This window comes from Eubacterium ramulus (assembly GCF_045002895.1).
Taxonomy (GTDB): domain Bacteria; phylum Bacillota; class Clostridia; order Lachnospirales; family Lachnospiraceae; genus Eubacterium_I; species Eubacterium_I ramulus.
On the sequence record NZ_CP173382.1, the window covers coordinates 1,178,583 to 1,196,577 of the forward strand.

Here is a 17,995-nt window from a genome sequence, read left to right on the forward strand (position 1 = left end):
TTAAGGCAAAACAATCTTTGGATTTTCCTTATCCGGTTTATATAATACAATTTTCTTGCCGATTACCTGCACTACCTGGGAATGGGTACGTTCTGCGATTACAGCTGCAATCTCGCGTGGATCATCAAAACAGTTTTTTAACACACTCAATTTAATCAATTCATGTGTATTAAAACATTCAGTAATCGCATTTACTATTTCCGGTGTCACACTGGATTTTCCGACCTGAAAAATCGGTTCCAGATTCATGGCAAGACCTTTTAAATAAGCTCTCTGTTTACTTGTCATAATTATTCTCCATAGGCTCACTGTGCAGATGCATCGTCTGAGAAGAAATCTGCAGGGTGAAATGATATATTTTTATTTGTAGTAATCAAAAGAAAGTCCATACATGCGTACGGTATCACCTTCCTGAATACCTAAGTTTTCCAGTTCCTCTAAAATTCCCTGATCTTTTAAGAAACGCTGGAAGAACAGGAAACCTTTTTCGGATTCAATATTGGTATATCCAAGCATTTTTTCAATACGAGGACCTTCTACCACAAATTCATCTTTTTCTTCGTCATAGGCAACAGTATACGGTTCATCCAGATACATTGCAGTAGACGGATCATATTCCTGTTCAAATACAACCGGTTCACGCTCCATGCCCTGAAGCATCTCATTTACTGCATATAATAATTCCTTCAGTCCTTTTCCGCTGACTGCTGAAATGGCAAACACGCGAATGCCCTGTGGCTCAAATTCCTGTCGCAGCTTTTCCACCGGATCCTCATCCCCGGCATAGATCGCATCAATTTTGTTAGCTGCAATCACCTGTGGCTTTTTCGCCAGATCCGGATTGTAAGCTTCCAGTTCCTTATTGATGGCATAAATATCTGCGATTGGGTCACGACCTTCTGTGGAAGCCGCATCCACCATATGGATCATGACACGGGTGCGCTCAATGTGTTTTAAAAATTCATGTCCAAGACCGATTCCTTCAGATGCCCCTTCAATCAGTCCCGGAATATCTGCGATGACAAAGCCCTGACCTTCTGACAGGTCAACAACGCCCAGATTCGGGTTTAAAGTTGTGAAATGATAGTTAGCAATCTTTGGCTGGGCATTTGTCACTCTGGACAGTAAAGTGGATTTTCCAACATTGGGGAAACCTACCAGACCTACATCGGCAATGACTTTGAGCTCCAGGCGAACTTCCAGTTCAATCCCCGGTTGTCCCGGCTGTGCATATTTCGGAGCCTGCATGGTAGCTGTCGCATAATTCTGGTTTCCTTTTCCACCACGACCTCCACGCAAAATAACCTGACGGGTATTTCCACCGGACATATCCGCAATGACTTTATCTGTCTGTGCATCACGGATGATGGTTCCTGCCGGGACTTTTACGATGATATCTTCACCGTTTTTACCATGACAGTTTCGCTTTTTACCTTCTTCCCCGTTTTCCGCAGCATATTTGCGGCGGTGTCTGAAATCGGTCAGTGTATTCAGTCCCTCATCGACCTGGAAGATGACATCTCCGCCTTTTCCTCCGTCTCCGCCGTCAGGACCGCCGTTGGGCACATATTTTTCCCGGCGGAAGCTGACATGTCCGTCTCCGCCTTTTCCTGATTTTATAATAATTCTTGCACTGTCTGCAAACATAAGTTTCTATTCCTTTTTTTATAGTAGAAAATAGACCCGGCTATGAAAGTCGAGTCTATTGATGGATTCATTATTCGTTCGTTGCTACTGGATAAACGGAAGCCTGTTTTTTGTCTCTTCCTTTTCTCTCGAATCTTAATACACCATCTACTTTTGCAAATAATGTATCATCTCCGCCGATACCTACGTTCACACCCGGGTGAATCTTAGTACCACGCTGTCTGTATAAAATATTTCCAGCTTTTACAAACTGTCCGTCTGCTCTTTTTGCTCCTAATCTCTTGGACTCGGAATCACGGCCGTTCTTTGTAGAACCTACACCTTTTTTATGAGCAAAGAACTGAAGATTCATGTTCATCATGTTTCCTACACCTCCTCGAAGATCAAATCAATATATTCTTCGTAGTTACTCTCCATGTTCTCGAAACCTAAAATCAGCGATTTCAGCAAAAGCTGTGCATCTGTTCCATTCTTTTCCGTAATTCGAAAAGATATCATTCCGTCTGTCTCATTGGTATCACAATAAAACAATGTTTCTGTGAATGTTTCAATGGAATTTATGCAGTTGATCGTCATTGCGGATACCGCAGCACATACGATATCATTTTCATCGGAATATTCTGCATGTCCCAAACAATCAAAACCAACAAACTGCTGATCATGGTTCTGGTAAACTGTTATTTTTACCATTACATGTTACCTTTTCAATTAACCATTAATCTTTTCGATTTTAACTTTTGTAAAGGACTGTCTGTGTCCGTTTTTCTTATGGTAACCGGTTTTTCTTTTATATTTGTAAACGATTACTTTTTTTCCACGTCCGTTAGCTACAACGGATGCTTCTACGGTAGCATTCTCAACAGTCGGATTACCGATTTTCAGACTTCCGTCATTTACTGCTAATACCTGATCGAAAGTTACTGTCTCACCAGCCTCTACTCCAAGCTTTTCAATGGTAATGATATCGCCTTCAGAAACTTTGTACTGTTTACCACCTGTTGCTATAATTGCGTACATATGGCACCTCCTATTTATCATTACTCGCCAATTTCGGTGCTGCAGATCCTGCAGTCTTATACCTCGTTGTGCGGCATCTTTAGTATAATAGCAGACTGTTTTTATTCTGTCAACTGTTCTGCCAAACTTTTTTCAACTTTTTTTCTTGTGAGCTCCACAAGGTTCAGTTTTGTCATATCGATCACCTGAACCGGAACAGAATCTACTTTTACACAGCGGCGCAGATGCTCCATGACGGTATTCCGGTCTTCTTCCTGTTCCAGATTGATAAAATCAATAATGACAATTCCGGATATGTTGCGGAGCCGAAGCTGTGCAGCTGTCTCTTCTGCTGCTTCCAGATTAATTTTCAGAAAATGTTCCTGCCGATTCTTTTTATTTACGCTCTTTCCTGTGTTGACATCCACTACAGTCAGTGCCTCCGTCGGCTCAATTACCAGATAGCCACCGGATTTCATCCAGACTTTTGGCTGCAGCGCTTCTTCGGTTTGTTTATTTAGATTATAAAGTGCAGCCAGTGGAAGTAAGGGGTCCTCATACAACCGAACCGGTATTTGTGCAAAAACCGGGTCGGAAAACTGTTGCTGCTCTATTTGTTCATACACCTGCGGCAGATCGGTGACAATCTCTATCAGTCCTTCCTGTCGACTGTTTTTCAGATAGCCCATATAACTTTCCGGTGTGCGGCTGACACAGGAAAAACAGGTCCGCATGGCTGCAGTATCACAGATTGACTGCAACTGCGTTTTTAATTGTTGCAGTTCTGCCAGAAGTACCGGCGCCTCAGCTTCTTTTGCGTTTGTACGGACAATAATACCATAGGAACCATCCCATTCCGGTTCCAGCAGTGTACGGAACTGCTCTTTTTCAGCTTTTGTCAGTTTGGAAGAAAAGCTGAGCCGGCAGTCGCCGCTGGTCACTACCAGATATCGGCCGGTCAGATTCAGATTACCAGAAACAGTCGGTGCTTTCGTCTTGACACTCTCCCGTGTTACCTGTACCAGAAGTTCATCTCCCTGTACCAGTCTGGAAGATGGGATTTTTTTTGCAAACACAGGTGCAGCCTTTTCTTCCATGGAATAGTAGCAGGAAAGGCCAGGCTTGATTTCAATAAAAGCAGCCTGAATATTCGGCACGACTTTCTGTACCCGTCCTACATAGATATTTCCCAGGATGGATTCCTGCCCGAGTTTTCGGCAGCGTACTTCCAGCATCCGGCGTTCGGAAACGGTGGCACACATGCGCACCTGATGACTGTTGACAGAGGTATCTGTGATAATGACTTTATGCTTCAATGACATCACCTGCCTGATACAGCGGTCTTAATCCGTTCTCGGTGTGTTCGTAAGTTTCTACTCTATGGATCTGCATATTAAATGGATGATATTTTTCCCCAAAATACTGATAAAAATCCTGTAATACCAGTTCTGGTTTGATATTGTCAGTGCTTCCGGCAGAAAGTTGAAGGAAAAATCCCTGCCAGCCAAGTTCTTTTTCCGCATATGGACGGAACAGATAGATCAGCGGCTTGAGGTCGATGACACGCTCACTCTTCTTCGTCTGCTTTGTCACTTCGATATTGCTCCGTTCTTCATAATAGATACGGATTTTTTCTTCCAGTTCCTCCTGGGTAAAATCAATCTCATTTTTAAAATATACAATATAATCTGCCGCTCCCACTGCCGTCATTGCTTTTTTTTCATCCTGCCGCAGGGCAACATATTGCGTAATTTCGATACCATCAACCATAACCGCATTCAATGCAGCGATGGATTCTTGCGTGGATTTCGTAGATTTTGCTTCGATATCCAGGTATTCTCCGTCACTGGTGATGCCTACGCCTAAAGGTGCCGCAAAGGACATGATCTGGTGCGGTGAGAATCCTTCGGAATAAGCAATGTCAATATTGGCACGGCGCATGGCTTTCTGAAAATAACGCATGATGTCCAAATGTCCGATAAAACGCATAACACCGTACTTACGGAATTTAATTCTGATTCTCATAGCATACGCCTCCTTTATATTTCATGGCTCCGCAACCGGCACATTTCTGGCGGCAATTCGGAGTAACCGTTTCCTCATTGGCTGCATGCCATTCACGCAACAGGAACTGTTTCGTTACACCTGCATCGATAAAATCCCATGGGAAGATTTCATCTTCCTGACGGGCACGGGTAGTATAAAAGTCTGTATCAATCTGTTCTTCCGCAAACGCATCCTGCCAGATCTGATCGTCGAAAAATTCAGACCAGGCTGCGAAAATGCCTCCTTTTTCATAGACACGGATCAGTGCATTGCAAAGACGTCTGTCACCTCTGGCAAGGATTCCTTCGATCATTGTGACATCTGCTTCATGCCAGTTATATCGAATACTCTTCTTATTTAACTGAGATTTGATGGTCTCATTTACAATCTTTGCCCGTCCAAGGAACTCATCTTTTGTGCACATCGGGCTCCACTGGAAAGGTGTAAACGGTTTTGGCACAAAGAAAGAGGTACTTACTGTGATCTGACATTTTCCATTTCGCTGATCCTTCGGGATTTCATAATAACGCTCGGCAATTTCTTCTGCAAGTTCACCGATGGCTTTCATATCTTCTATGGTTTCTGTAGGTTGTCCCAGCATGAAATATAATTTCACTTTATTCCATCCACCTTCGAAGGCAAGTCCGGCACCATGCAGAATATTTTCCTTGGTCAGACCTTTGTTAATGACATCACGCAGACGCTGGGAACCGGCTTCCGGAGCAAAAGTCAAACTGCTTTTTCGGATATCCTGTACTTTACTCATAACATCCAGTGAAAACGCATCGATACGCAGGGATGGCAGGGAAATATTTACGCCTTTATCTTTAAATTCATCGATCAGGAAAGTCAGCAGTTCTTCCAGATAGGTATAATCGCTGGAACTTAAAGAACTCAAGGAAATTTCCTCATGTCCGGTACTGGTCAGCATCTGATAAGCTTTTTCTTTTAACATTTCAAGACTGCGTTCCCGCAGTGGACGGTACACCATACCGGCCTGGCAGAAACGACAGCCACGGATACAGCCTCGCTGAATTTCCAGAACAACGCGATCCTGTGTGACTTTAATAAATGGTACCAGCGGTTTGTCCGGATACACAGATTCGGACATATTTTCCACTACCTGACGGTGGATCACAGTAGGAATATCCTCATAAACCGGCTGAAAACCAGCGATGGTTCCGTCTTCTTTATAAGATACCTCATAGAGAGACGGTACATACAGTCCCGGAATCTTAGCTGCTTCGTGTAAAAAGTTCTGGCGGCTGTAACTGCCATCCTCTTTCATCTGTTCATAGAGATCAAAGAGATCATCGTATACGGTTTCGCCTTCTCCGATATAGAAGATATCGAAAAAATCAGCAATCGGTTCCGGATTGTATGCGCAGGGGCCACCGCCGATGACGATTGGCATATGATCTGTTCTGTCTGCAGATTTCAGAGGAATTCCACCCAGATCCAGAATCTGGAGAATGTTTGGATAACAAAGCTCATACTGCAGTGTCATACATAAGAAGTCAAAGTCCTTAATTGGATCCTGGGTTTCCAGTGCAAACAGCGGAATCTGCTGTTCTTTCATAATCTTGTGCAGATCTGGCCAGGGGGAATAGACACGTTCACAGTACACATCATTCCGTAGATTGAATTGATGATACAGGATCTGGATGCCAAGATGTGACATACCGATTTCATATACATCCGGGAATGCGAAGGCAACACGTATCTTCACCGCTTCCGGATTTTTACGGACCATATTTACCTCATTTCCGATATAACGGGCAGGTTTATCTATGGTCAATAAAATTTCGTCTTTTAACGCAAGTTTATTATTCATTCTTTTTTTCCTGTTCTATTTTGTATACTTTTTGATTGTAAAGCGGACATAAGCATCCCCCTTAACCACCGCTTAGTGCTCTACGCACTTGAAGCGGGGGAATGCTTATTCTGCGTTCAAATTATGCAGGTGCTTTTTTTTGATTTCCTGCACAATTTTCCATTCTAGCATAAGACAGTAAAAAGCGTCAATGAGAACATGACGCTTTTAGGGGTTCTTTTCTATTCTGTGTTAAAGTTTATTCTACACTCTTCAGTGCATTTACCATATTGATACGGTCTAACATCCGGTTTGTGATGAAATCCACTGCCAGTGCAAACAGGAACGTCATACCTCCGGCAAACAGATAGGTGGTCGGATGTACGGAAACCGCAAAGTATATAGAAGGCATTTTTAAAACCATAGTCAGCAGACCACTGAAAAAACGCCCCACCGGAAGTCCGAGTATAATACCGATCACTGTGAGGATCAGTGTTTCCTTATTGACATACAGATGCACCTCGTTGTCGAAAAAGCCAAGTACTTTGATGGTAGCCAGTTCCCTCTCTCGCTCGGAAATATTGGTGGTAGCCAGCGTGAATAATACAACAAAGGCAAGGCCTGCCGCCAGGGCTGTTACCAAAACAACGACACAATTGATCAGACTGAAGGATTTTGTGAATTCATCACGCATGGTCTGTACGCTGCTGCAGGATACGACATCACTTTCCCGGGACAGAGTATCCGCATAGGATACCGGATCATCACAGGAAGCAGATAAATGTGCCAGTATCGCATTCGGTGTATAATCGCCCATCAGTGCCTCATAAGTACTCTGCCGCATATAAATCGCATTTCCGAGGTAATTATGTAAAATGCCATTCACAGAAAAAGTACATTCTTTCAGGTCACTGTTCTGGATCTGCAGAGAATCTCCCGCAGTAAATCCCATTACTTCTGACAGGTTCTGGGTAACAAAAATCTGACCATCAGACAGATCTTTTTCTTTGCCATCCAGGCCTTCCAGATTGATATAATCTGCAATGGAAGCATCCTTCGGAATTACATAGAGCGGAACTGTTTCTTCCACTGTCTGGCTTTCATTTTTCGCCTGTACCGTATCCATCTGAAGTCCGAGGTAATCCGAAATATTCGAATCTGTATCGATTTGTTTTGTAAAATTATCATAATCTTCGGCCATAACAACTGCCATCATGTCATAGCGATAGATATGGTTATACTGTTTTGGCATCAGATCCGTTACGGAGTTCTTGATGGCCATACCTACCACCAGAAGTGCGGTGCATCCAAGGATGCCGCTGATGGTCATGATCAGACGCTTTTTATAACGGAACAGATTGCGGAATGTAACTTTATTCAGGAAAGAAAGGCGTTTCCACAAAAACGGGATTTTTTCCAGAAATACCCTGGATCCGGCTTTCGGTGCTTTCGGGCGCATCAGTGCTGCCGGACACTGCCGCAGTTCACTGTGACATGCGCAGATTGCTGCAATCAGGGCTCCGGCTACAAACAGCAGGATACCACAGACTCCATAACCTGCATGGAACAGAAAGCGGTAAGATGGAATCTTATACATGACATCGAAAACCATAAACAGGAATTTCGGCATCAGGATAAAACCACCGATATCTCCCAGCAGTCCGCCACAGATACATGCGGATAACGTGTAGGTGAGGTATTTTCCATATACATGTGCATCTGAGAAACCAAGTGCTTTGTATATACCGATCTGTCCTCGTTCTTCCTCTACCAGACGGGTAATGGTCGTCAGGCTGATCAAAATCGCAACCGAAAGAAAGAGAATCGGAAATACCGTTCCAATCGTCTCAATGGAATCTGCATCACTCTGAATGGTGGAAAAACTGCTGATGGAGCTGCGATCCTGCACATACCATTTCGTCATACGAATGGCATCAATATCTGCCTGTGCATCTGCCAGTTCTGCATATGCCTTGCTTCGTTCTTGTTCTAATTTCCGCATCTGCTCTTCCAGCTTTGCGGAACCATCTGCCAGTTCCTGCTCAGACTGATTCAGTTTGTCTGTGTTTTTCTGAATTTCCTGATCTGCTTTGATAAACTGGGTATTGGCATTTTGTTCCTGAAGTTTCAACTCTGCCAGACCTGCCCCAAGTTCCTGTCTGGCGCTGGTCAGTTTTTGTTCCTGTTGTTCCAACTGAGCGGCAGCTCCGGATAATTGTTGCTGCTGTATATTCAGCTCTGTTTCGGCATCGGTAAACTGTTGGATCGCCTCCTGTTTTTTCGTCTGGATAGCTGCCTTTTGCGTTTCTAACTGAAACAGAGTTGTCTGTAGGGATTCATATTGTGTTTCAAGTGTGGACATGCCATCCGGAATCTGCAGTAACTGTGTCTTTCGGTCTTCCAGTGCCTGTTTTTGCATATCATAGTCGGCGGCATTCGGATCCAGCTGAAGAATCTGTGTGTCCAGTGCAGCATTCAGAACTTCTATCCTGGTTTTCAGATCAGTCTGAAAAGTGGTTTTTTCACTGTTGTATGTGCTACCGTTTTCTACTGCTGTTTCATAGGATTTCCAGGAATCCTGTGGCCATGCATCTCCCATTTGCGTTTGTATCTGAGAGACCTGAGCCAGAATCTGCTCTTTTCCGTCGGATGCCTGTTGCTGTCCCTGAGTCAGCTGTATTTCCGCATTGGATAATTCCTGCATAACAGCTGTTTTTTGCTGCTGTAATGTTGCTGCGCCCTGATTTAATTGAACTTGATGTTCCTTTAATTCTGCCTTTCCAGAAGTTAACTGTTGTTCTCCGGAAGCAAGCTGAGTATAACCGTCAGAAATCTTTACATATCCCTGCCGGAACTGCTCGGCCGCACTCTTTTTTTGCTCATTTAACTGGCGGATTCCGTCCTGAAGTTGCTGCCAGCCATCTGCCAGCCGGATTTTCCCATCATCCAGTTCCGCTCTCGCATCTGTGATTTTCGCATCTGCATCTGCGAACTGAGTATCTGCTTCCAGACGCGCATCTGCCAGTGTTGCAGCAGCATCGGAAACAACTTCATCGTAACGGGCCTGCTCACGTTTTTCCTTGATTTCTTTTTCAATCTGTTTTTTGACAGCATCTACCTTATCCTGATATTCTTCCGAAAAACAGGAAAGGTTCTTTGCACCGCGAACACTCAGTTCAATGGCAGAATATACTTCATTGTCCAGTGCATCAGAAGTGACGTAGAAGAAATATTTTGCTGACTGGGAGGAGCGGAAGGACGCAGCACCGTCATCTGCGATCAGGTCTGCAGCATCCTGCATGATTGCTGTAATCGTATAGCTATGCTGTTTTAGTGCGGAGGTATCCTCATCTCCGGAAGTGCGCTGCGCCGTTAGTGTTACCTGGTCACCGATCTTTTTTCCGGCATCGGTACAATAATTTTGTGAAACGGCGATTTCTGATGCACTCTGCGGAAGTGTACCTTCCAGTAAAAGGGGTTGGTTAAATCCTTTCATATCAAGCAGTGTTACCTCTGCTTTCTGCTGCAGATCGCCCGCCTGTACCAAGGCGGTTTCACTGTAAGTACCACAGGCTTTTTCTACACCTTTTACCTGAGAGACTGCCTTCACATCCTCATTGGTCAGTCCGAGGGTGGACTGGATCCGGATGTCATACAGATTCTGTCTGTCATAATAATCATCTGCAGATGCGCGCAGATCCCGGCATCCGGCGGATAATCCGGCAAACATGGTAACTCCAAGAAATGTGATCAGAAGAATGGAGAAAAACCGTTTTTTTTCTTTTTTTATTGTTCGTGTTATGTCTTTCCAGTAAGCTTTCATCTGTTTACCACTCTATTTCTACAATCGGAACCGGAGTCGGATTGCTGGTTTCACTGATTACGGTGCCATTTTTAAACTGGATCAGCCGGTCTGCCATCGGTGCCAGAGCAGAGTTGTGGGTGATGATCAGTACCGTGATCTTCTCCCTGCGGCAGGTATCCTGTAAAAGTTGAAGGATCTGTTTTCCGGTATTGTAGTCCAGTGCACCGGTAGGCTCGTCGCAAAGCAGCAGTTTCGGATTTTTTGCCAGTGCACGGGCAATGGATACACGTTGTTGTTCGCCTCCGGATAACTGTGCCGGAAAGTTTTTAATGCGTTGCTCCAAACCTACTTTCACAAGTGTTTGTTCTGCGTTCAGGGAATCATTGCAGATCTGAGAAGCCAATTCCACATTTTCCAGTGCGGTCAGGTTCGGAACCAGATTGTAAAACTGGAATACAAAGCCAATATCGGTCCGACGGTACTGGGTCAACTGTTTCTTTCCATAGGTGGTGATGTCGGATCCATCTACCATCAGATGACCGGAGGTTGCGGTATCCATGCCGCCCAGAATGTTCAGTGCGGTTGTTTTTCCTGCACCGGAAGCACCGAGTATGATCGCCAGTTCTCCTTTTTCCACAGAAAAGGAAGCGTCCTTTAATGCAAAAATAGCGTTTCCGCCGGTGTTATATTCTTTTGTAATATTCTGAAATTCGATATAAGACATCCTTTTTTCCTCGCAGTAACTTATTATGCTTTTATTATAGGTTTATCTAAAAACAGAAGCAATAAAGAAAGTATAAAATTTCAAAATTATGGAAGTATTTTGAACCAGTCAGAAATGCCGGATACATCCATGGTAGACTGAAGCTGTCGGGTGATTTTCTTTGCATCCCATCCTTTCCAGGAAGTGTCGGTCTGTTTTATGGCAAAAAAGGCAAGAAACAGGCAGAGTGCAAGAAAAAAACGGACACCTAAAAAACTGTGGGGAACTTTTTCAGGACGGTTGTTATCACCGCCTTGCTCATTTGCACTTAGCGGCTGCCCGGAAGTAGCAAAACTGTTTTTTATGGCATTGATGTATCGTTTTCGATCTTCATATTGCTCCGGATGCATACACACACTCCTTTCGAAAAAAGTGTTTGATAAAAAAGAAAGTTTATCATTACAGTCTTTCTCCGATGTAATGATAAACTTTCCTTTCTTTTATTTACATATGCAGATGTCTTCTGATTCAGAACATCTGTGTCCACCGCACAGGGAGAAGCATCTTTCTGAATTTCTGTATGCGGGCAGGTACAAATTCTGGTTTTTATCTTTGAGATAATTCTTCCAGTACTTCATCCCAGGTGATTCCTTTGTCTACCATCATGACCATCATATGATACAGGAAATCTGCAATCTCATATTTGATTTCTTCCGGATCCGGATTTTTTGCTGCGATCACAATTTCGGTAGCCTCTTCTCCGACTTTTTTCAGAATTTTGTCAATTCCTTTGTCAAAGAGATAGTTTGTATAAGATCCTTCTTTCGGATGAAGTTTACGGTCCAGGATGATATTGTATTCATTCTCAAATACTTCTAGCGGATTTTTCTCCTTGTACTCTTCTTTGACCAGATCTGTGTAGAAACAGCTGCGCTTGCCGGTGTGGCAGGCAGCACCGATCTGGGAAACTTTTGCCAGAATCGTATCTTTGTCGCAGTCAATGGAAAGAGCCTTTACATATTGGTAATGTCCGGAGGTCATACCCTTTGTCCAGAGTTCGTTACGGCTTCTGCTGTAATACGTCATCTTGCCCAGTGACAATGTGGTATAAAATGCTTCCTCGTTCATATAGGCAAGCATCAGCACGTCATTGGTTTTGTAATCTTGTACAATAACCGGAATCATGCCATCGGAATTTAATTTGAACTCCGACCATTCACAGGAGGTCTCCAGATGTCCTGTTTCAATATCCTGTTCTTTTAAATATGCTTTTAAAGCCATGATATCCGTATCTGGTGCACTGATCGTTTTGGATGAAATGCCGTTAATGGTATCATCTGACTGTAATGCTTTGCAGATGCTTTCATTATCTGTTTCCGTCAGGATCATGGAATAGGACATATCGGTAACATTTCCAAGCGTTCCCATCAACGCCGGATCCAGAACGATCAGTTCACTGGTGTTATTTTCAACAGCCTCTTTCTGTTTGAAAAACAGATCTACATTGTGGATAGACAATGCCAGAGTTTCTTTACCGAATCGCATAGCTCCCTCTTTGGATAGCTGTGCCGTCACATCTTTTACCGGATTTAAAATAGCTTTCTTGCATCCGGCATATAATATTTTTTTGATATCCTCCAGACGGTTAATGTTGCCGCCTGCATATACCGGAATCTCAGAAACGCGGTTGATTTCCTTCATGGTATGAAGATTCAGTTCATGTTCTGCATCGTTGTCGGAAAGGTCAAAAAGATAAATTTTGTCGATACCGTTGTCATTATAGAGACGGATCCGTTCCATCAGATCATCCTGTTCCGTGTAATCATTGAAACCGCTGACCAGTTTTCCGTTTTTTAAATAAATTGTTGCAATTAAATTCTTTTTCATTGTTTATAAACTGCCTTTCGTGGATAAAATATCCGTTATGCGCGGATCATAAGAGGAAGCATCATCCAGTGCTTTGCCGAATGCCTTGAACAATGCTTCAATGATATGATGATTGTTTGTCCCGGAAAGTACTTTCATATGCAGATTCATCCCTGCGGAGTAGGAAACAGCATAGAAAAATTCCCGTACCATTTCAGTATCCATGTCACCGACACGATCTGTGGTGAATTCTGCATCAAAAGCAAAATATGGCCGGCCGGACAGATCAATGGCACACAGAACCAGTGTCTCGTCCATGGGAAGTATCATGCTGCCAAATCGTTTGATTCCTTTTTTGTCTCCCAGAGCTTCCCGGATGGCATTTCCAAGGACGATCCCGGTATCTTCGATTGTATGATGACAGTCGACTTCCAGATCACCAGCCACCTTCAAATCCAGATCAAAGAAACCATGTCTGGTGAATCCGGAAAGCATGTGATCAAAAAAGCCTATTCCGGTAGCAATATCCTGCTTTCCGTTTCCGTCTAATGTAAGAGTCAGACTGATATCTGTCTCATTTGTCTTTCTGTGTACCTGTGCATAGCGTTGTTCTGCCATTGTTTCATCCTCCGGTCTTTATTTATCTTCGTCTTCAAATCTGACGCGAATGGAGTTTGCATGTGCAGTCAGCTGTTCGCAGTCTGCAAATTGTGCAATATCTTTGTATACCGCATGTAAAGCATCTCTGGAGTAAGAGATGATACTGGATTTTTTGATAAAATCATCCACGCTTAATGGAGAAAAGAACTTTGCAGTTCCGTTAGTAGGAAGAACATGGTTTGGTCCTGCAAAATAGTCCCCCAGTGGTTCACTGCTGTATTCACCAAGGAAAATAGCACCTGCATTTTTAATCTTTGTCATAACCTCAAATGGATTTGCGGTCACAATTTCCATATGTTCAGAAGCAATCTCGTTCGCTGTCTCAATGGCAGTATCCAGATCCGGGGCAATCAGGATGTAACCGTAGTTTTCCAGAGATTTCTCAATGATCGCTTTTCTGGAGAGCACTTCACAGAAACCATCTACTTCTTTGGATACTTCTTCTGCCAGCTTTTCACTGGTAGTGATCAGAATGGCAGATGCAAGCTCATCATGTTCTGCCTGGGACAGTAAATCAGCCGCAACAAAACGTGGATTGGCAGTTTCGTCAGCCAGAACAAGAATCTCACTCGGACCTGCAATGGAGTCAATGCTGACATGACCGAATACGGCTTTTTTTGCAAGGGCTACATAGATATTTCCAGGTCCCACAATCTTGTCAACTTTTGGAATACTTTCGGTGCCGAAGGCAAGTGCGGCAATAGCCTGTGCACCGCCGACTTTAAACACACGGTCTGCACCGGCTTCTTTTGCAGCTACGAGCGTGGATGGATTGACTTTGCCCGCTTTGTTACATGGGGTTGTCATGATGATCTCCTCTACACCTGCTACTTTGGCCGGCATGATATTCATCAGTACAGAAGATGGATAGACGGCTTTTCCACCGGGAACGTATACACCGGCTTTGGCAATCGGAGTTACTTTCTGACCGAGCATGGTGCCAGGGATAGAACTGTCAAACCAACTGTATTGTTTCTGCTTTTCATGATAAACACGGATGTTTTCTTTTGCTTTGCGGATTACTTCTAAAAGCTTTTGATCTACCAGCTCATAAGCTTCTGCAATCTCATCCTCTGTCACTTCGATATTGTCTGCTGTTACTGTTGCACCGTCAAATTTCTGTGTATAGTCAAATACTGCCTGATCACCGTTACTGCGGACATTGGCGATGATTTCGTTTACGCTGCTCTCATACTGGGTATAATTGTTAGGACTTCTCTTTAACAGATCGGTCAGTATATTCTGAATGGTTTCCTTTGTCAGTTTTAATGTACGCATATCTTACTTTTCTCCTTCGCTCATTACCTGGCGCAGATCTGTGATCAGCTTGCTGATGCGTTCCTGCTCCATCTTCATACTTACCGGGTTTACCACCATACGTGCAGATAACGGACACACTTCTTCTAACACAGCCAGCCCGTTTTCACGCAGGGTAGAACCTGTTTCCACAATATCGACAATGACATCTGCCAGACCGACGATCGGTGCCAGTTCAATCGAACCGTTCAGCTTGATGATTTCCACGGTCTGATGCTTTTTGTTATAAAAATAATCCTTGGCAATCTTCGGATACTTGGTAGCCACACGGATCTGCTCATGATGTTGCAACAAATCTCTGGCAGATTCCGGACCGCAGACACACATCCTGCATTTTCCAAATCCAAGATCTAACACCTCATAAATATTGCGGGCTTCCTGTAAGATGGTATCTCTTCCGACGATACCGATATCAGCAGCACCGTATTCCACGTAAGTCGGTACATCCGGTCCTTTGGCGAGAAAGAAACGCAGTTTTAAGTCTTCATTGACAAAAATCAGTTTTCGCGTATCTTTATCTTTCATCTCCTCACAGGTGATTCCGATTTTTTCAAACATTTCAAGTGTCTTATTTGCAAGACGACCCTTTCCAAGTGCAAATGTTAAATATCTCATTCTCCGGTCCTCCTACATATAAAAAATAATGTCCTGGATATGGTTCTCTTCTGCATATTTTTCATAAACAGCTTTTGTATTCTGCTCAGTCAGCGGCATCAGTTCCACCTGCTCACCACGGCTTCTGAGTACCTGCGCATCTTTAATAGCATCCTGCCGGTACTGCTGGCTGTAAATAAACCATTTTGTCGTATTTTCAAATGGAATCCGTACATTTTGGCGCTGCAGTGCGGCCATCAGCTGATTGATGACAACCGCAAACCCGATGGACGGTGCGGATTTGCCGAAGGATTTCAACAAATTGTCATAACGTCCGCCGTTTACAACGGCTTCTCCGCTGCCAAAAGTATAACCGGCAAAAATAATACCTGTATAATAATCAAAACCAGAGATCATAGCCAGTTCGTAAGATACATATTTGTGGATTTTATATAATTCCAACAGTTCATCCAACTGCTCCAGACGGGTCAGTGCGTTTAACACCCGTGGAAATTCCTGTGCCCATACTTTTGCAGCGGAGATTTTTTCCTTATCCAGCATGACATCTGTCAGCAGACCGAATAACTGTGTTAAATTTTCATCTGTCACATACTGTGCCACCACTTCCTGCACACCGTACAGATTGCGGTTCTGAAGCAGATTCCGGATTTCTTCCATGACATCTTCATCCAGACCGGCTGCTTCAAATAAACCCCGCAGGAAATCTGCATGTCCAACACTGAGCTGAAATTCTTTCAGACCGGCTGCTTTTAAAAGTTGTGCGGAAAGTGCCAGCATCTCTGCATCTGCCTCTACACTGCCATCCCCGATCAATTCGGCACCGGACTGTGTGTTTTCTTTTAAACGTCCCTGATAACTGGAGTTGTTGCGGAACGTATTGCCGGTATAACACAGACGGATGGGAATCGCCTGTTCTATATAATACTTGGATGCACATCGCGCGATGGATGGTGTGATATCCGGGCGGAGAACAAGTGTGTTGCCTTCTCGGTCGAAAAATTTGTACAGATCCCGCGAAGGCGTGGTACCAATCTCTTTACCAAATATATCAAAAAACTCAAAAGTCGGTGTCTGGATCGGATGGTAGCCGTAAGATTTTAATACAGAAAGCAGACGGCCTTCCAGAATGATTTTGCGTTCACATTCTTCATTATAAATATCTCTGACACCTTCGGGCGTATGTAATAATTGATTTTTCACTGCTATGTCCCCTCTTTGTTCCATTTTTATTTTTTTACATAAAAAATATGAAAATCGGATTGATCATCCCTGAACACTTTAGTGTGCTACCATGCTAATATGTAAAAATCTTTAAACATTATAAGAAAATAAAGCTAAAATGTCAATCCCTTAAATTCAAATCCAGCTGAAGCGCATCCAGATATGGCACCAGAAGTCCGGAGTGACCGGTAAAAAAGAACGTCTCATCCAGTTCATCCATACGAAAACTCTTTCTGCCGCCCTGTTGCATCCGCTCCCAGAACTGTGCCAGTTGCCGAAATGGCAGATAATAAAACCGGTCAAGATGGGGATAAAAGATCAGAAAAAATGCAATACCGCCCTGCTGCTCAAAATCCCGCATAAATTCCACCTGATGAGGATGAATGTTCTGCAGCGGAAACGTATTGACCTGACATTCCTTGGCATCAAAACATACAGGAATTCCCTGCACGACACCGATATAATCCACGGTACTTTTCTGTTCAAAATAAGCCAGCGTGATATGACGGCTCTCTTTGTCCATTTTGATAGGGGTAATAGGCGTTGGGACTTTCTGGATCAGGGCCAGATGATTTTCACGGTACCGTTCATTGGTACGGTTGATAAATTCTTCCAGTGTAGAACCACGCAGCCCTCTTGAATTCCAGGTTGGCATTATAAAATCCCCCGATGCGTCAGTTCCGGATCATCATAGTAAAGAATATTTTCTTTTTCCACGTGAAAGGTTCCATTCTGTACCAAAATACAGTTGACGCTGCAATTCGGCTGATGAATGCTCCAGAATTCATCCATGGACATCTGTCTGATATAAGTCAGAAAGGCACGGATCACGGCTCCGTGGCACACCACCAGAACATTTTCCACAGATGGATCCTGTTCCAATGGAAGAATTTCATTTTTTAAAAAATCTTCAATACGTGCATAAACATCAGAAAAATTATCGCCGGTCTCATCCGCTACATACATGGACGGTTTGGAAAAACAGTAGATCAGATTCTGATCTTTGCTGTTTCGGATTTCACTGATCTTATCTCCTTCGTATTTTCCAAAGCACATTTCACGTACCCGGAGATCCACCTTTACGGAAATATTCTGATGTTCTGCAATAATCTCCGCTGTTTTTACGGCACGCTGATAGGGGCTGGAATAAATGCGCTGAAATCTTATCTCTTCCCGGTCGAATCCGTCCCTGGTATCGCGGGCAAGTTCTTCCCCATATGGGGTTAAAGCGATATCAGAAGAGCCTTGAATCAACCCTTTTTTGTTCCAGAATGTCTCTCCGTGTCTCATAATATATAAATGCATG

Annotated in this window: 18 protein-coding genes; all 18 read right to left on the reverse strand. The window is 43.6% G+C overall.

The genetic code is table 11. From position 1 onward, the window contains the following. The 18 genes from yhbY to ACIRUQ_RS05560 all read right to left on the reverse strand — a co-directional run bounded on the left by yhbY (position 1) and on the right by ACIRUQ_RS05560 (position 17,994). Positions 1-288 carry a ribosome assembly RNA-binding protein YhbY gene (gene yhbY, locus ACIRUQ_RS05475; protein WP_021738745.1) on the reverse strand — a complete coding sequence of 96 codons (288 nt, stop codon included), beginning with the start codon at positions 286-288 and terminating at the stop codon, positions 1-3. Positions 289-360: 72 nt separating this feature from the next. After that, positions 361-1,647 carry a GTPase ObgE gene (obgE, locus tag ACIRUQ_RS05480; RefSeq protein ID WP_055290107.1) on the reverse strand — a complete coding sequence of 429 codons (1,287 nt, stop codon included), beginning with the start codon at positions 1,645-1,647 and terminating at the stop codon, positions 361-363. A 70-nt stretch (positions 1,648-1,717) separates the two neighbouring features. After that, positions 1,718-2,008, reverse strand: a complete 291-nt coding sequence (rpmA, locus tag ACIRUQ_RS05485; protein ID WP_021738743.1) for a 50S ribosomal protein L27 — start codon at positions 2,006-2,008, stop codon at positions 1,718-1,720. 5 nt (positions 2,009-2,013) lie between these two features. Further along, positions 2,014-2,337, reverse strand: a complete 324-nt coding sequence (locus tag ACIRUQ_RS05490; RefSeq protein ID WP_022036105.1) for a ribosomal-processing cysteine protease Prp — start codon at positions 2,335-2,337, stop codon at positions 2,014-2,016. Positions 2,338-2,355: 18 nt separating this feature from the next. Further along, positions 2,356-2,664, reverse strand: a complete 309-nt coding sequence (gene rplU / locus ACIRUQ_RS05495; RefSeq protein WP_021738741.1) for a 50S ribosomal protein L21 — start codon at positions 2,662-2,664, stop codon at positions 2,356-2,358. A gap of 101 nt (positions 2,665-2,765) precedes the next feature. Further along, positions 2,766-3,959: a ribonuclease E/G gene (locus ACIRUQ_RS05500; protein WP_082432763.1), complete on the reverse strand. Its 1,194-nt coding sequence runs from the start codon at positions 3,957-3,959 to the stop codon at positions 2,766-2,768. Further along, positions 3,949-4,668, reverse strand: a complete 720-nt coding sequence (locus ACIRUQ_RS05505) for a TIGR03936 family radical SAM-associated protein (protein ID WP_055290105.1) — start codon at positions 4,666-4,668, stop codon at positions 3,949-3,951. Before ACIRUQ_RS05505 ends, ACIRUQ_RS05500 begins: the two co-directional genes overlap by 11 nt. Then, positions 4,652-6,523 (reverse strand): TIGR03960 family B12-binding radical SAM protein, encoded by a 1,872-nt coding sequence (locus ACIRUQ_RS05510; protein WP_055290104.1) that lies wholly within the window; start codon positions 6,521-6,523, stop codon positions 4,652-4,654. The genes ACIRUQ_RS05505 and ACIRUQ_RS05510 overlap by 17 nt, the downstream gene beginning before the upstream one ends. Before the next feature lie 238 nt (positions 6,524-6,761). Beyond that, positions 6,762-10,325, reverse strand: a complete 3,564-nt coding sequence (locus tag ACIRUQ_RS05515; protein ID WP_055290103.1) for an FtsX-like permease family protein — start codon at positions 10,323-10,325, stop codon at positions 6,762-6,764. Positions 10,326-10,329: 4 nt separating this feature from the next. After that, positions 10,330-11,031 (reverse strand): ABC transporter ATP-binding protein, encoded by a 702-nt coding sequence (locus ACIRUQ_RS05520; protein ID WP_055290102.1) that lies wholly within the window; start codon positions 11,029-11,031, stop codon positions 10,330-10,332. 86 nt (positions 11,032-11,117) lie between these two features. Further along, positions 11,118-11,420, reverse strand: a complete 303-nt coding sequence (locus tag ACIRUQ_RS05525) for a hypothetical protein (RefSeq protein ID WP_055290101.1) — start codon at positions 11,418-11,420, stop codon at positions 11,118-11,120. Between the two features lie 196 nt (positions 11,421-11,616). Next, entirely contained in the window at positions 11,617-12,897 is a 1,281-nt protein-coding gene (gene hisIE, locus ACIRUQ_RS05530; RefSeq protein WP_021738733.1) for a bifunctional phosphoribosyl-AMP cyclohydrolase/phosphoribosyl-ATP diphosphatase HisIE, read from the reverse strand. 3 nt (positions 12,898-12,900) lie between these two features. Further along, positions 12,901-13,494, reverse strand: a complete 594-nt coding sequence (gene hisB / locus ACIRUQ_RS05535) for an imidazoleglycerol-phosphate dehydratase HisB (RefSeq protein ID WP_021738732.1) — start codon at positions 13,492-13,494, stop codon at positions 12,901-12,903. An 18-nt stretch (positions 13,495-13,512) separates the two neighbouring features. Beyond that, a complete protein-coding gene (gene hisD / locus ACIRUQ_RS05540; RefSeq protein ID WP_021738731.1) occupies positions 13,513-14,814 on the reverse strand; it encodes a histidinol dehydrogenase in 1,302 nt (433 codons plus the stop codon). Between the two features lie 3 nt (positions 14,815-14,817). Further along, positions 14,818-15,468, reverse strand: a complete 651-nt coding sequence (gene hisG, locus ACIRUQ_RS05545) for an ATP phosphoribosyltransferase (RefSeq protein WP_021738730.1) — start codon at positions 15,466-15,468, stop codon at positions 14,818-14,820. 12 nt (positions 15,469-15,480) lie between these two features. After that, positions 15,481-16,668, reverse strand: a complete 1,188-nt coding sequence (gene hisZ, locus ACIRUQ_RS05550) for an ATP phosphoribosyltransferase regulatory subunit (protein WP_055290099.1) — start codon at positions 16,666-16,668, stop codon at positions 15,481-15,483. A 142-nt stretch (positions 16,669-16,810) separates the two neighbouring features. Continuing rightward, complete coding sequence (locus ACIRUQ_RS05555; RefSeq protein WP_021738728.1) at positions 16,811-17,344, reverse strand: Holliday junction resolvase RecU; 534 nt, start codon at positions 17,342-17,344, stop codon at positions 16,811-16,813. Next, positions 17,344-17,994 (reverse strand): histidine phosphatase family protein, encoded by a 651-nt coding sequence (locus ACIRUQ_RS05560; RefSeq protein ID WP_055290097.1) that lies wholly within the window; start codon positions 17,992-17,994, stop codon positions 17,344-17,346. The genes ACIRUQ_RS05555 and ACIRUQ_RS05560 overlap by 1 nt, the downstream gene beginning before the upstream one ends. Position 17,995: the final 1 nt, after the last annotated feature.